Origin of the sequence: Mesorhizobium sp. B2-4-12, from assembly GCF_006441575.1 — a bacterium.
Lineage (GTDB): Bacteria > Pseudomonadota > Alphaproteobacteria > Rhizobiales > Rhizobiaceae > Mesorhizobium.
The window spans coordinates 1-13938 of sequence record NZ_VFVC01000054.1 but is presented as its reverse complement, the minus strand read 5'-3'; the positions used below and the strand labels follow the sequence as shown (position 1 = coordinate 13938).

The 13938-nt window shown below is 64.3% G+C and carries 11 protein-coding genes and 1 pseudogene; 10 read left to right on the top strand and 2 right to left on the bottom strand.

The features are described 5' to 3' along the window. Nucleotides 1-83: 83 nt before the first annotated feature. The 7 genes and pseudogenes from FJ934_RS24455 to FJ934_RS24420 all read left to right on the top strand — a co-directional run bounded on the left by FJ934_RS24455 (nucleotide 84) and on the right by FJ934_RS24420 (nucleotide 9559). Nucleotides 84-1736 (top strand): tlde1 domain-containing protein, encoded by a 1653-nt coding sequence (locus FJ934_RS24455; protein ID WP_140612994.1) that lies wholly within the window; start codon nucleotides 84-86, stop codon nucleotides 1734-1736. A 125-nt stretch (nucleotides 1737-1861) separates the two neighbouring features. Next, nucleotides 1862-5152: an excinuclease ABC subunit UvrB gene (gene uvrB / locus FJ934_RS24450; protein ID WP_140612993.1), complete on the top strand. Its 3291-nt coding sequence runs from the start codon at nucleotides 1862-1864 to the stop codon at nucleotides 5150-5152. Nucleotides 5153-5518: 366 nt separating this feature from the next. Continuing rightward, nucleotides 5519-6430 carry a DMT family transporter gene (locus FJ934_RS24440; RefSeq protein ID WP_140612992.1) on the top strand — a complete coding sequence of 304 codons (912 nt, stop codon included), beginning with the start codon at nucleotides 5519-5521 and terminating at the stop codon, nucleotides 6428-6430. A gap of 250 nt (nucleotides 6431-6680) precedes the next feature. Next, nucleotides 6681-8203 (top strand): annotated as a pseudogene (locus FJ934_RS24435) (ABC-F family ATP-binding cassette domain-containing protein). A 143-nt stretch (nucleotides 8204-8346) separates the two neighbouring features. Then, nucleotides 8347-8529, top strand: a complete 183-nt coding sequence (locus FJ934_RS24430) for a hypothetical protein (RefSeq protein ID WP_140612991.1) — start codon at nucleotides 8347-8349, stop codon at nucleotides 8527-8529. 152 nt (nucleotides 8530-8681) lie between these two features. Further along, nucleotides 8682-9104 (top strand): glyoxalase/bleomycin resistance/extradiol dioxygenase family protein, encoded by a 423-nt coding sequence (locus FJ934_RS24425; RefSeq protein WP_140612990.1) that lies wholly within the window; start codon nucleotides 8682-8684, stop codon nucleotides 9102-9104. Between the two features lie 101 nt (nucleotides 9105-9205). Then, nucleotides 9206-9559: a DUF1428 family protein gene (locus FJ934_RS24420; protein WP_140612989.1), complete on the top strand. Its 354-nt coding sequence runs from the start codon at nucleotides 9206-9208 to the stop codon at nucleotides 9557-9559. Between the two features lie 243 nt (nucleotides 9560-9802). Here FJ934_RS24420 and FJ934_RS24415 read toward each other — a convergent pair whose 3' ends face one another. Both FJ934_RS24415 and FJ934_RS24410 read right to left on the bottom strand, forming a co-directional pair. Beyond that, complete coding sequence (locus FJ934_RS24415) at nucleotides 9803-11437, bottom strand: tetratricopeptide repeat-containing sulfotransferase family protein (RefSeq protein ID WP_140612988.1); 1635 nt, start codon at nucleotides 11435-11437, stop codon at nucleotides 9803-9805. 261 nt (nucleotides 11438-11698) lie between these two features. Continuing rightward, on the bottom strand, nucleotides 11699-12040 hold the full coding sequence (locus FJ934_RS24410; protein WP_246671625.1) for a Kazal-type serine protease inhibitor: 342 nt from the start codon (nucleotides 12038-12040) through the stop codon (nucleotides 11699-11701). Nucleotides 12041-12376: 336 nt separating this feature from the next. Between FJ934_RS24410 and FJ934_RS24405 the strand changes: the two genes are divergently transcribed. From FJ934_RS24405 to FJ934_RS24395, 3 genes are all read left to right on the top strand, one after another. Beyond that, entirely contained in the window at nucleotides 12377-12589 is a 213-nt protein-coding gene (locus FJ934_RS24405; protein WP_006202520.1) for a cold-shock protein, read from the top strand. Between the two features lie 322 nt (nucleotides 12590-12911). Then, the gene (locus FJ934_RS24400; RefSeq protein ID WP_006202521.1) at nucleotides 12912-13124 is read left to right on the top strand and encodes a cold-shock protein; all 213 of its coding nucleotides are present in this window, start codon (nucleotides 12912-12914) and stop codon (nucleotides 13122-13124) included. 187 nt (nucleotides 13125-13311) lie between these two features. After that, nucleotides 13312-13743: a BA14K family protein gene (locus FJ934_RS24395; protein ID WP_140612987.1), complete on the top strand. Its 432-nt coding sequence runs from the start codon at nucleotides 13312-13314 to the stop codon at nucleotides 13741-13743. Nucleotides 13744-13938 lie beyond the last annotated feature (195 nt).

The following is a 13938-nucleotide window of genomic DNA, read 5'->3' as shown; positions in this document are numbered from 1 at the left end:
GACCACCTGGGATCACTCACAGAATGGTCGTCGCGGCTATCACAGCCGCGGACGTGGGAGCCGATTGGAGCAAGATTGGTTGCATGGCGTTCTTGAGTAAGAAAATCGTCGGGGACAAGCGTTGGGACGGCGAGACCGCCTGCGACGCGCCACGTGCCTCATCCTTCAACCCTGAACGGATCGTCCGCTGGGTGGCGGTGCCCGGCGTCGGTGCTGCCGTAAGCCTATGGCTGGTCGGCACGATGGTTGGCCTCAGCTCCGTCGGCGCTTCCCTGTCGTCGACGTCAAGCGGCCTGCCGCCGACGCTGTCCATGCCGGGCTCGCTCGCGCTCGCCGATCCGCTGAAACAACATTTCCTCAGTTCTTCGGCGCCTTTCGTGCTGGCCAACGCCCATGGCGGTGCCCATGCCCTGCATGACCATGCCGTGCAATGCGGTGCTGGCTGCTTCAGGCTCGCCGCGGTGAGCCCCCGGGCGGAGAAATCCACGCGCCTTGTGGCGCGGGCAAAGCCGGTACCTGCTGTCGCCCCGCCGACCGTCAAGTCGAAGTCGCAGGAGCGTTTCGAACGCATGGAAGCGTCGCTGTCGCCGTCCAGGCTCGCTGCGGCCTTCGCCGGCGCCGGGAAGCCGGCTGCCGCCCCCAACGCCCGTCCCGTGATTTCCAGCGCCACGCCGCAAATCACCGAGGCATCGCTGGTGCCATCCGTCCAGGTCGTGGCCAGCCTGTCGGATGACATGCCGCCCCCGGCGGCGGAGCGCTTCGCCCGTATGGACACGGGTTCCGTTGTCGTCCAGACCGCGCCGGCGCCGATGGGCTTTGCCCAGTCGGAAACGCCCGATAACGCGCAGCTGGCGCTTGCCCTCGTGCAGTCGATGCCGGTCGAGGACGAGGCATTCGCCTCGCCGCTGCCGATGACCGAATCCTCTGCGGACGTCGCGGTTGCCCCTGTCGAGACCCGGCAGGAACAGCCTGGCGATGCTGCCTCGCTGCCGGACGCGCTCACCGACGACGTGCCGCTGCCGACGCGTCGCCCGCAATATGACGCGCCGCAGCCTAAGGCCGTGGAGCAGGACAAGCCGGCTCCACAGCCCAGGATCGTGGAGCAGAAGCCGGCTCCACAGTCCAGGACCGTAGAGCAGAAGCCGCTTCTGCAGGCCAAACCGGTCCAGCAGGCCAGACGGCCGGCCCGGCAAGGGCGATCTGGTGATGGCGGCGACGCGTTGGCCTACGCCAAGCCCGACACGCCTTCGGGCGGCCTCGGCCAGGCGTTCAGGAACCTTTTCAGCGGGCCGAGCGCCGGAAGCGGAGCCGGCCACGGCGTAGCCGTCTACGACATCTCGGCCAAGACCGTCTACATGCCGGATGGCCAGCGGCTCGAGGCGCATTCGGGCCTGGGCGCCATGGTCGACCAGCCGCGCTATGTCCACGTGAAGGATCGTGGTCCGACGCCGCCCAACACCTATAATCTGTCGCTGCGTGAGTCCCGCTTCCATGGCGTCGAGGCCATCCGCCTGACACCAGTGGGCGGCGGCAACAAATACAACCGCAACGGCCTGCTCGCCCACACCTACATGCTGCGCGGCGGCCGCGCCGAGTCCAATGGCTGCGTCGTCTTCAGGGACTATGCGCGCTTCCTCGCCGCTTTCAAGAAGGGCAAGGTCACACGACTCGTCGTAGTGCCACGCTTAGGCGGATCGCCGACCCAGGTGGCGTCGGATAACGCACGCGGCGCCTGAAGACTGAAAGGCGCCGCCGGGCAGTTGCCGGCTCCTGACAGCCTGCTGTCAGGAGCCGGAGCAGGCGCTGCGCCTCGCTCCATCCCGCTCTTTCCATTTTCGCCAGGAAATCCCATATTCGGGACATGGCCAAATCCCCCGACAAAAGAACGCCGACGACGGCGAATGACGACCGCGCCGCGCCGAAGCGGCGCAGCCCGCTGACCGATTTCCTCGACGCTTCGGAGCCGCTGCACAAGGGCGGCTTCGCCGAGATGCCGCAGCCGGAACTGTCGGGCACCCCGCTGACCGGTTCGATCTCCGATTGGGCCGAGCAGATCGAGCAGGAAGCAGAACGCGAAGGGCGCCACCTGATCTCCCCCCTTGAGGGGGAGATGTCGCCGAAGGTGACAGAGGGGGTCGCCGGAGGAAGCGCTCGACATAAAGAGGCGCCGAATCCGGTCGAACCGACCCCACCCGGCGGCTCCGCCGCCCCCCTCCCCTCGAGGGGGAGGGATAGCGCCAAGTCGAAGAAGATTCCCGAGCGCTCCGCCGCGCCGGGCCGAACCGCACGCGGCACCTCGATGGGTGGCGCAGCCACCGCCCGTGAACGCGCGGCAGTCGGCCTCAATCCGATAGCCGGCCTCGACATCTCGCTGGAAGAGGCCGAAACGATGACGTCGAGTGGCGTCACCGCCACCGTGGCCGCGCTGTCGGCGCTGATCGAATCCGGCAATCCGCTGCACAAGGACGGCGTGCTGTGGACGCCGCACCGCCCTGCCCGCCCGGAAAAATCCGAAGGCGGCATCGCCATCAAGATGGTGTCCGACTTCGAGCCGGCCGGCGACCAGCCGACCGCCATCAAGGACCTGGTGGAAGGCGTCGATAACAACGACCGCACCCAGGTGCTGCTCGGCGTCACCGGCTCCGGCAAGACCTTCACCATGGCAAAGGTGATCGAGGAGACGCAGCGCCCGGCTTTGATCCTGGCGCCGAACAAGACGCTTGCCGCACAGCTCTATTCCGAGTTCAAGAAGTTCTTCCCCGACAATGCGGTGGAGTATTTCGTCTCCTACTACGACTACTACCAGCCGGAAGCCTACGTCCCGCGCACCGACACCTTTATCGAGAAGGAATCCTCGATCAACGAACAGATCGACCGCATGCGCCATTCGGCGACGCGTTCGCTGCTCGAACGCGACGACGTCATCATCGTCGCCTCGGTGTCCTGCATCTACGGTATCGGTTCGGTCGAGACCTATACGGCGATGACCTTCCAGATGCAGATCGGCGACCGGCTCGACCAGCGCGCCCTGCTCGCCGATCTCGTCGCCCAGCAATACAAGCGGCAGGACATCAATTTCGTCCGCGGCTCGTTCCGCGTGCGCGGCGACACGATCGAGATCTTCCCCGCCCACCTTGAGGACCGCGCCTGGCGCATCTCGATGTTCGGCGACGAGATCGAGGCAATCACCGAGTTCGATCCGCTGACCGGCCAGAAGACCGGCGAGCTGAAAAGCGTCAAAATCTACGCCAACTCGCACTATGTGACGCCGCGCCCGACCCTGAACCAGGCGATCAAGTCGATCAAGGAAGAGCTCAAGCTGCGGCTGGTCGAACTCGAACGCGCCGGCCGCCTGCTGGAGGCGCAACGCCTGGAGCAGCGCACGCGCTTCGACCTCGAAATGCTGGAAGCGACCGGCTCCTGCGCCGGCATCGAGAACTATTCGCGCTATCTGACCGGCCGCCAGCCGGGCGATCCGCCGCCGACATTGTTCGAGTACATTCCAGACAATGCGCTGGTCTTCATCGATGAGAGCCATGTCACCGTGCCGCAGATCGGCGGCATGTATCGCGGCGACTTCCGGCGCAAGGCGACGCTGGCCGAATATGGCTTCCGCCTGCCGTCCTGCATGGACAACCGGCCGCTGCGTTTCGAGGAATGGGACGCCATGCGTCCACTCTCCGTCGCCGTGTCGGCGACGCCCGGCGCCTGGGAAATGGAGCAGGCCGGCGGCGTCTTCGCCGAGCAGGTCATCCGCCCGACCGGGCTGATCGATCCGCCGGTCGAGGTGCGCCCGGCCAAGAGCCAGGTCGACGATGTGGTCGGCGAGATCCGTGAGACCACCAAGGCCGGCTACCGCACGCTGGTGACGGTGCTGACCAAGCGCATGGCCGAGGACCTGACCGAATATCTGCACGAGCAAGGTGTGCGCGTGCGCTACATGCACTCCGACATCGACACGCTGGAGCGCATCGAGATCCTGCGCGATTTGCGCCTCGGCGCTTTCGACGTGCTGGTCGGCATCAACCTTCTGCGTGAGGGCCTCGACATTCCCGAATGCGGCTTCGTCGCCATCCTCGACGCCGACAAGGAAGGTTTTTTGCGCTCGGAGACATCGCTGATCCAGACCATCGGCCGCGCCGCCCGCAACGTCGACGGCAAGGTCATCCTCTACGCCGATCAGGTCACCGGCTCGATGGAGCGGGCTATGGCGGAAACCAACCGCCGCCGCGAAAAGCAGATGGAGTGGAACGCCGCCAACGGCATCACGCCGGAATCGGTGAAGTCGCGCATCTCGGACATCCTGGACTCGGTCTACGAGAAGGACCACGTCCGCGCCGACATCTCGCAGTTCACCGACAGTGCCGGCGCCATGATGGGCAACAATTTCAAGGCCCATCTCGACGCGCTGGACAAGCAGATGCGCGACGCCGCCGCCAATCTCGACTTCGAGAAGGCGGCCCGCATCCGCGACGAGATCAAGCGGTTGCGCGAGATGGAACTGTCGATTTCGGACGATCCGCTGGCGCGCGAGGTGGAAGGCCAAAGCCCCGCCTCGGGCCGCGAAAAGGGCAAGCACAACAAGGGCGTGGCCAAACATCGTACAGTGGAGGAACAGGAGCGTTTCCGCAAGCTCGACGAAGCCCGTGCTGCTGAGGAGGCGGCCAAGGCTGCCCGGCCCAACCTCTTCCGCAAGCCCGCGCTCGACGAGATGGGCGCCGACGGCGCCGTGCCGGTGAAGAAGCCGCTATTCGCCAAGCCATCGATCGACGACATGGGCCCCGGCACCGACATGCCGACGCCGGCGGGCGCGGTGTCACGCTCGCTGTTCAAGAAACAGTCGGCGCAGGAAGCACACGGCTCCGACTTCGGCATCCCCGGCGAACCGACCAAGCCGCTGTTCAAGAAGAATTCGCTGGACGAGATGACCGTGCGGCGGACCGAAACGCCCGTTGAAGGAAAGAAGCCGGCCAGGCTCCAGCCGATCCCACCCGTTGTGGGGGCCGGCAGGACAGAGGGGGGCGCGAATGAGCGCGACGATTCCGCCAAACCGATTGTCCGTCAGCGCGCCGGCATCGGCTCTTATGAGGATCCAGGCGACGCCCGCCGCGAAAAACGCCGGCCAGGCAAGACAGGTCGGCCGGGACGATAGGGAGAGGGAGTTCAGCGCGTGGCTTCTGAACCGAGCGTCGCGCTGCCCCTCATCCGCCTGCCGGCACCTTCTCCCCGTTTACGGGGAGAAGTCGGCTGGCCGCGACCGCGCCGCCCGTCTTGCAACGCTGGCGATTGGCGAAATATAAATTGGCAGCGTCCTTCTCCCTGTCACTAAATGGGGAGTTGAGAAGTGGTCCGCGCAGCGGACGAAACGCCAATTGCTTGGCTTTTGGAACGACGAACGCCCGGCAGGGCGATGAGGGGCAGCGCAAACCCCGGCAGTCCGGCTCGTCGTGCCTGCGCTTGCCACCTTCCGGCGGAAACGATAAGCCGCAGCAAGCCGCAACAACCTTCCCCACCAACCATGAAACCCAGAGACATCGCCGCCTACGTGTTTCTGGCCGTCACTTGGGGGCTGTCGTTCCTGGTGCTGCTCAAGGTGGTGCATGCTTTTGGCTGGGTCGGCGCGGTCACCTTGCGGTCGCTGGTCGCGGGCATCACGCTCTTTCTGTTTGCCGCCTCGACGAGACGCAAGCTCGATTTCAGCGCCGGCTGGCGGCCCTTCGCGATGGTCGGCGCAACGACGGTAGCGGCACAGCTGATCGGCCTGTCTTATGCCACGCCGCGCATCGGCACGGCGATGGCGGCCATCCTTGTTGCTGCCATCTCGCTGTTCTCGATGATCATCAGCCAATTGTGGGGGCTTGAGCGCATAACCGTTCGCGGGCTGGCGGGACTGTTGCTCGGGACCGCCGGTATCATCGTTCTGGTCGGCTTTCCCGCCGTCCCGATCACGGCGCCCTTCGCTTTTGGCTGTGCCGCGTCCCTGTTCAGTTCGTTCTCGGCAGCCTTCGGCAGCAATTACGCCAATCGCCATCTGCGCTCTGCAGGCTCGTGGGAAGTCACCAGTGCCTTCCTGTTCGGCGGCCTGATGACGCTGCCGCTGCTCCTCGCCGTGCCGGTACCGGCCCTGCCGCGCGCGGTCGACTTCCTCTACCTCGCTATCCTCGCCTGCGTGATGAGCGCGATGACCTACGTCGTCTATTTCCGGCTGGTGGCCAGCATCGGCGCGACCAGGGCGATCAGCGTCGAATTCGCCGTAACTACGATCGCGGTGCTGGTTGGCACTGTCATGCTCGGCGAGGCGCTGACCATCATCCAGGCTTTCGGCGCGGTGGCGATCATCGGCGGCTGCGTGCTGGTGCTGGACCCATTCCCGCGCAGCGCCAAGGTAGTGCCGCAGGCGGCCTTGCCATCCGCTCCGCCTTTGGTGTAGCCAATCCCCACACTCGAACGTCTGAAAGGAGGGCTCACGTGTTTACGTTCTATCGTCACCATCGTCAGCCTGGCCCGATTTCCGCCCTGCGAGCTTGCTTGCAGGGCTGACCAGGGACGGTCCGGGTTTTTCCCGCTTCGATTTTTGGTCTGCCCTTCGTGGTGCGCAATCCTGAGCCTGACGGCCGGCACACGCACCGTCAAAGTGCATCGAACCGGAGTTTGCCTCCGGACAGACCAGAGAAATCACAATGGCCCTGATCAGCCTCAAATCCCTCGGCGTCACCATGAGCGCGCCGCTCTTCTCCAATCTCGACCTCACCATTGGCAGCGGCGACAGGCTTGGCATCGTCGCAGCCAACGGCCGCGGCAAGTCCACCCTGCTGAAATGCCTGACTAGCGAGATGGAACCGACATCAGGCGACATCACCCGCACGCGCGGCCTGCGCGTCGGCCATGTCGAGCAGTCGGTTCCCCCTGCCCTGCTTGGCCGCACCTTCCAGCAGGTGGTGGCCGATGCCTTGCCGCCCGGGCAGGCCGACAGCGAGATGTGGCGTGTCGACGTCGTTCTCGATTCGCTCGACGTGCCCGAGGACATGCGCGGGCGACCCATGCAGGCGCTAAGCGGCGGCTGGCAAAGGCTGGCGCTGATCGCCCGCGTCTGGGTCACCGACCCGGATGTGCTGCTGCTCGACGAGCCGACCAACCACCTCGACCTCGCCCGCATCAGCCAGTTGGAAACCTGGCTCAACGCGCTGCCGCGTGAGGTACCTGTGGTGATCGCCAGCCACGACCGGGCCTTCCTCGACGCGACCACCAACCGGACGCTGTTCCTGCGCCCGGAACAGTCGCCGGTGTTTTCTCTCCCCTATTCACGGGCCAGGAATGCGCTGGACGAAGTCGACGCCTCGACGACCCGCAAGTTCGAGCGCGACATGAACGTGGCCCAGCAACTGCGCAAGCAGGCGGCCAAGCTCAACAACATCGGCATCAATTCCGGCAGCGACCTGCTGACCGTCAAGACCAGGCAGCTCAAGGACCGCGCGGAAAAGCTGGAGGACGCGGCTGTCGCGGCGCATCGCGAGCGCTCGGCCGGTACCATAAGGCTGGCCAATCGCGGCACGCACGCCAAGGTGCTGATCACGCTTGACGACGCGGCCGTCGAAACGCCCGACGGCACACTGCTGTTCAGGACCGGCAGGCGCCATATCTGCCAGGGCGACCGCATCGTGCTGCTCGGCCGCAATGGCGTCGGCAAGTCGCGTTTCGTCACCTTGATCCGCAACGCCATCCTCGAGCCTGACACCGCGCGGAATGTGAAAGTGACGCCTTCCACGGTGCTCGGCTACAGCGATCAGGCCCTGTCGGGCATCAGCGGCGACGACACGCCACTGGCGATGGTTTCGCGCCGCCATGATGTCGGCGAGCAGCGCGCCCGCTCGCTGCTCGCCGGCGCCGGCGTCAGCATCGACGTGCAGGAGCGCAAGATCGGCGTGCTGTCCGGCGGCCAGAAGGCGCGGCTGATGATGCTGGCGCTCAGGCTCGCCGATCCCAATTTCTGCTCGACGAGCCGACCAATCATCTCGACATAGACGGCCAGGAAGCGCTGGAAGCTGAACTGCTGGCGCACGAGGCAAGCTGCGTGCTTGCCTCGCATGACCGCTCCTTCATCCGCGCCATCGGCAATCGCTTCTGGCTGATCGAGAAGCGGAAGCTGACCGAGGTCGAGGACCCCGAGGATTTCTTCCGCCAGGTGGCACAGGCCGCGGCCTGAGAAACGTAGCCGGCCCGTCGAAAACAACGGGCCGGCGCACACCCGTATAGAAAATTCTGCCTGATCTGTCGGACCGCCGCCCGATGCCACGTCCTTGGGACGCCGACACGATGATGCCGGCGCCAACCCAGGGAGAATGCATCATGTCGGTTCTTTCATCCATCGGACGCATTGCGACCCGTTATGCGGCGGCGCGCGCCCGCCACCGCAGCGAGCGCATCCTGCTTTCGCTGCCGGCCGAATTGCGCAAGGACGTCGGCTTTCCGGAACTCTTCGACGCCAAGAACAGCCGTCGCGCGGCCATTTTCTCTGCCAAGGTCATATGACCACGGCCAGTCAACCATGCGTCAAGCCCGCCGGCGGCCCGCCTCTCCAGGCTCGGTCCGCGAGAAAAATTTGACGGCCATGTAGGATAGCCGTCACCTCATGCGTCCTATGATTGGCGAGGCCCAAACCGAACGTAAAGAGGAGCAAGAACATGACTGACCAGACCCCAGTTCAACCCAGGGCGGAAGTGCTCGGCGGATTGACCCCCTATCTCCAGGTGGACGGCGCCTTCAAGGCCGCGGAATTCTACAAGAAGGCTTTCGGCGCCGAGCAGGTCTTTTCCTATCCGGCGGACGAGAAGGGCCGCACCATGCACATCCATCTCCACATCAACGGCTCGACGCTGATGCTGGGGGATGCCTATCCCGAACACGGCCATCCACATCAGGCGGCGCAAGGCTACACGCTGCAACTCCATCTCGGCAGCGACGATATCGATGCCTGGTGGAAGCGTGCCGTCGACGCCGGCTGTGAGGTCGTGACGCCGTTGCAGGTCATGTTCTGGGGCGACCGTTGGGGCCAGGTGAAGGATCCCTTCGGCGTTGCCTGGGCGATGAACGCGCCGGTCAAGTAAACTGGCGAGCCGGCGCCCTTTCCCGGAGGGCGTGATGCGTTAACCTGCGCCGGGCTGCATCCCTGCCGACCCGGCGCTCCACTTCAACAAAGGAACCCACAATGTCCTATGTCGATGGTTTCGTGCTGGCTGTGCCCAAGGCAAGGCTCGATGCGTATAAGAAAATGGCTGAAAATGGCGGTGCCATCTGGAAGGAGCACGGCGCGCTCGCCTATGTCGAATGCGTTGGCGACGACGTGCCTTACGGCGAGCTGACCTCGTTCCCGCGCGCCGTGCAGGCCAAGGACGACGAGGTCGTCATCTTCTCTTGGGTGGTCTACGAGTCGAGGCAGAGCCGCGACGCGGTCATGGCCAAGGTGATGGCCGATGAACGCTTGAAGATGGACTGGTCGTCAATGCCGTTCGACGGCAAGCGCATGATCTTCGGCGGCTTCCAGCCGTTCCTGGAGCTTTGAGGAGCGACGGAACGCTATCGCTTCGTCATCCTATGGCGGAGCAAGGAGCGCAGCGACGCGGCGCAGACCATAGGATCCATGCCGTGACGTTAAAGCGTTGAAAACGGTACAGAATTCTGCGCCGTTGCATCCTTCGATCGACGTCGCGGCATGGATCCTCGGGTCTTCGCGACGCCGCTTCGCGGCTGCTCCGCCCGTGGATGACGAAGCTGGGTGGGCTTCGGCTAATCCATAAGGAGGGCGCTAATCCAGCTTGTCGAGCAACGGTTTCAGCCTGTCGCCATAGCGCTTCCACAGGTCGACAGAGCCTTGATACATCGGCTGGCGCACTTGCGCGGCGGAAGCCGTGCGCACCGGCCGGTCGGTCTCGTGAAACGACAGCACGGCATCGTCCCAGGGCAGGCCGAGATAGTCGATGAGCGCCCGGCTCTGCCCTTCCTGGTCGGCGACGAAATCCTCGTAGCGCACGTCATGCACGACACCGGGCAGCACCTTGTGCCAATGCGCCATGATGTCGGTGTAGAGATTGTGGAAATCGGCGAGTTCGCCCAAGTCATAGCCATAGCGATGGCTGTCGCCGCGGAAATGCACCTTGTAGATCGACAGGCAGGTTGCCGCCGCATCGCGGGCGCAGTGGATGACCTTGGCCTTTGGCATCATCATGTGGATGAAGCCGACGAGCAGGAAGTTGCCCGGCATCTTGTCGGTGACGTGGCGCATATGCGGGTAGCGGGTGTGCAGCATGTCGAGATAGGCCTGCCCCGCCTCGGCGAAATCCGCGTCGTCCGCGTCGGATACACCCCAGGGGAAACCACCCGGCATGTTCGACGGAAACTGCTTGCCCACCGCCTTCTTCAGAATGCTGAGCTCACCCGCGCCATAGACCTGCGGATGGCTGGCGATGATCTGTTCGACCAGCGTCGTGCCCGAGCGCGGCATGCCGACGACGAAGATCGGCGCGTCATCGGCGATCGCGCTCGGCCTGTGCCTTTCGAAGAAGCCGGCATCGAATACCGTCTTCATCGCCTCGAACTCGGCGCGTGTCTTCAAGGGATCGTAGTCGATGCCCTTGCGGCGGATGGCATTGCCTTCGACGAAATAGTCGAAGGCCCTGCTATAGTCCTTCAGATCGTCATTGGCCTTGCCAAGGCCGAAGGACAGCTGCATGCGGGCCAGGCTGTCCTGCGGCGCCTTGGCATGCTGGGCCTCCATGCCGGCCAATTCGGCGTCGCGTTCCTTCTGCCGCTTGACCTGCGTCAGCATCAGCCAGGCACGGGCCATGGCGGGCTGAACCTCCACTGCTTGCCGGAACAGAACCGCCGCCTCATCGAGCTTGCCCTTTTCCATCAGCCCGACGCCGAGCCCATGCAACAGGTCGGCATCCTTCGGGCGTATCGCCAGCGCTTCGCGGAAGGCAGACAGCGCCTCGTCCAGCCGCCCGGCTTCCTGCAGGGTTTCGGCAAGCCCGATGCGGGCGCGGACATGAAATGGATTGCGCGCGACCGTGCCGCGATAGATCTCTTCGGCCTCCTCGAACTGGCCGAGTTGCTTCAGCGACGAACCGAGATTGTCGCGCGCCGCCAGCTGTTCCGGCCGCAGGTCCACCGCGCCCCGGAAGAAATCGATCGCCGCCGCGACGCGGCCAAGGTCGCGCATCACCGTGCCGAAATTGTTGAGGAAATCGGGATTCGTCGGCTGCAGGCTCACCGACTGCTCGAGGAGTTCCAGCCCCTCTTCGCTACGCCCGGTCTGATGCAGCAGCAATCCCAGGAAATGCGCAGCCGCCGCGTGTTTGGGCTGACGCGCCAGCACCTGCCGGTAGATTGACTCAGCCTCTTGCCGGCGCCCGGCCTGGTGCAGTTGCAGTGCCTGCTGCACATACTGGTCGAGGCCCAGCGGCGGCTGGCCTCCCGCGCCAGACTTGGCCGCGCCAGACCTGGCTCCCGCACCCGCCGCTCTTCTCTGATCTCTGTTAATGGGAAACCTGCCGTGTTTGTCCGCCTGCCGCGATCTAGGCCATTGGCGCCAAAGGTTCAAGGCTTTGCTTGTCTGCCTCGGCCATTGCGTTGCCGGCAAATGGGCTCGCTCGCAAGCGGCGCCTGCCTTCTTCCCTGCTGGAAGGAAGAGGGCAACAGCCTCTCAGCACGGCCCGCCGCCAACGATGCGGTAGTCCGCGGCGCGGGCTTCGCAGGCGTTGCGGAAGGTGCGTTTCTCGCCACGCCGACGGGCCCAGACGGGCGCGTATTCACGAGTACAGAAGGTCTGCTCTTCGCCACCACCACCGCCGTCGCGGCAGGAGCCGTCGCGCACGATGCGATAGCCGGCGCGGTCGGCAAGGCAGGCATTGGCGAAGGTCTGGCGGTCGCCGCCGCGCCGGGCGCAGACCGGCTCGTACTGCTTGGTGCAGAATTGCGGTTCGGGACGTGGCGGGCGGGGTAGAAGATCTCCCTGGCCCATGCGTGACTGCGGCTGTGGGCCGATGACCCGCCCGGCGACGAGGCCTATCTGCGGCCGGTCGACGCTCAAATCGGTCGATTCTTACGTCGGGATGCGCTCATAATGGCGGCCCGCGGCGCTATCTTGCAACCTTCACGTTTCCATGCGATAAATTCCGTGTTCGGGCATTTGCGACCCGGAGAGCGGAACGTTTTGGACGACCTTTCCCCGATACTGTGAATCTCTGACGGCCCCGTTTTTCGGCGGGGGGTTTTGACCATGCGCCAATGCATGACTGCCGAAGCAACCACCGGGAACTGCCCTCGACGCCAGGTGGCGGGCAGGACCACCAAAGACTGAACGGGTGAAGGAGTTTCCCCAATGGCCCAGACCGGCACCGTTAAATTCTTCAACGCGACCAAAGGCTTCGGTTTCATCACGCCCGATGGCGGCGCCAAGGACGTGTTCGTCCACATTTCCGCGATCGAGGCATCGGGCCTGCGCACGCTCGTTGACGGCCAGAAGGTTACCTTCGACGTAGAGCCGGACCGCATGGGCAAGGGCCCGAAGGCGGTCAATCTCCGCGCGGCCTGAACCATCGGGACGCCGCCCGCTCTTGATGGCGGGCGAATGAGGGGGCGGAGCTTGCCCAGCCTCTGGGCATGCAGACAGATTTTGAAGGCGCGGCGTTTTTTGTCGCGCCTTTTTCATGTCCGCGGGACAGCATAAAAGCATGTCGCCCAAAACGGTTCCGGTTTTGGGTCAACGACATGCGTCATAACAAGGACTTAAAGCGCAACGCGCTTTAAGTCTCCGCAAAACTTTCTCTTGCCGATGACGCTAAAATAAAGGACAAATTTCCTCTCGGGCATTTGCCGGCCCGAGACTGGAGTTTATGGGATCAAAGGAGCTTCCCATGCCGCAGACCGGCACCGTCAAATTCTTCAACCATGCCAAAGGCTTCGGCTTCATCACGCCGGACGATGGCGCGAAGGATGTCTTCGTCCATATTTCGGCCGTGCAGGCGTCGGGTCTTCCCGGTCTCGAAGATGGGCAGAAAGTGACATTCGACACCGAGCCGGATAAACGCGGCAAGGGTCCGAAGGCCGTCAACCTGTCGATCGGCTGAGCCGGCTTCAGGCCGAACGCTCCGGCAGGCCAGGTCCGCTCCCCAGAGCGTGCGTTTTTTGATGCTTGTGGCAGCGCGGCACATAAAATCCGTTCAGCCCCCGTTCAGCCACGGTCTCATATTAATCTTTCGTAAAGCCGGACCGCATTCCCGAAAAATCATACGGGCTGGCACGAAGGAGATCGACATGAACCGAATTTTCAAGACAGCCGTGCTGTCTGCCGCCGTGGCCGCCACGATGCTTGTGGCCCTGCCCGCGGCCAACGCCGATGACTGGCATCGTTGGCATCATCGCGGTCACGGCCATGGCGACGCCGTCGCAGCCGGCGTCCTCGGCCTCGCCGCCGGCGCGCTGATCGGCGGTGCATTGGCCAACCAGCAACCGCCGCCGCCAGACTATTACGATGACGGTTACTATTACGATCGTGACGTGCGCGTGCGCCCGGCCCCTGTCCGCCGCTACTACGCGGAGCCTCGGGTGGTGTACGCCGACCGTTATGCCGAACCGTGGACGCGCGACTGGTACGAGTATTGCTCGGACCGTTACCGCACCTTCAATTCCCGCACCGGCACCTTCACCGGCAATGACGGCGAACAGCATTTCTGCACGGCCAACTGAGGCTTCCCTGCCCCAAAACAGAAAGCGCTGATCGCGAGGTCGGCGCTTTTTGTTTGGGCTTTAGGATTTTGAGGGCAATCTGCGGCTGCAAAAGTCAGCGCCGCCCCTCATCCGCCTGCCGGTGTCCAGCCGATAGATGGGTAACACTTTGAACCGGATAGATAGGTAACAGTTTTCTCCCTCATGATGGGTTCG

Excerpts from the sequence above, each read along its gene's own strand:
- FJ934_RS24430 (WP_140612991.1), top strand. The coding sequence starts at position 8,347 with ATGTCGGTTCTTTCATCCATCGGACGCATTGCGACCCGTTATGCGGCG.
- FJ934_RS24400 (WP_006202521.1), top strand. The coding sequence starts at position 12,912 with ATGCCGCAGACCGGCACCGTCAAATTCTTCAACCATGCCAAAGGCTTC.
- FJ934_RS24395 (WP_140612987.1), top strand. The coding sequence starts at position 13,312 with ATGAACCGAATTTTCAAGACAGCCGTGCTGTCTGCCGCCGTGGCCGCC.
- FJ934_RS24440 (WP_140612992.1), top strand. The coding sequence starts at position 5,519 with ATGAAACCCAGAGACATCGCCGCCTACGTGTTTCTGGCCGTCACTTGG.
- FJ934_RS24420 (WP_140612989.1), top strand. The coding sequence starts at position 9,206 with ATGTCCTATGTCGATGGTTTCGTGCTGGCTGTGCCCAAGGCAAGGCTC.
- FJ934_RS24405 (WP_006202520.1), top strand. The coding sequence starts at position 12,377 with ATGGCCCAGACCGGCACCGTTAAATTCTTCAACGCGACCAAAGGCTTC.
- FJ934_RS24425 (WP_140612990.1), top strand. The coding sequence starts at position 8,682 with ATGACTGACCAGACCCCAGTTCAACCCAGGGCGGAAGTGCTCGGCGGA.
- uvrB (WP_140612993.1), top strand. The coding sequence starts at position 1,862 with ATGGCCAAATCCCCCGACAAAAGAACGCCGACGACGGCGAATGACGAC.
- FJ934_RS24455 (WP_140612994.1), top strand. The coding sequence starts at position 84 with ATGGCGTTCTTGAGTAAGAAAATCGTCGGGGACAAGCGTTGGGACGGC.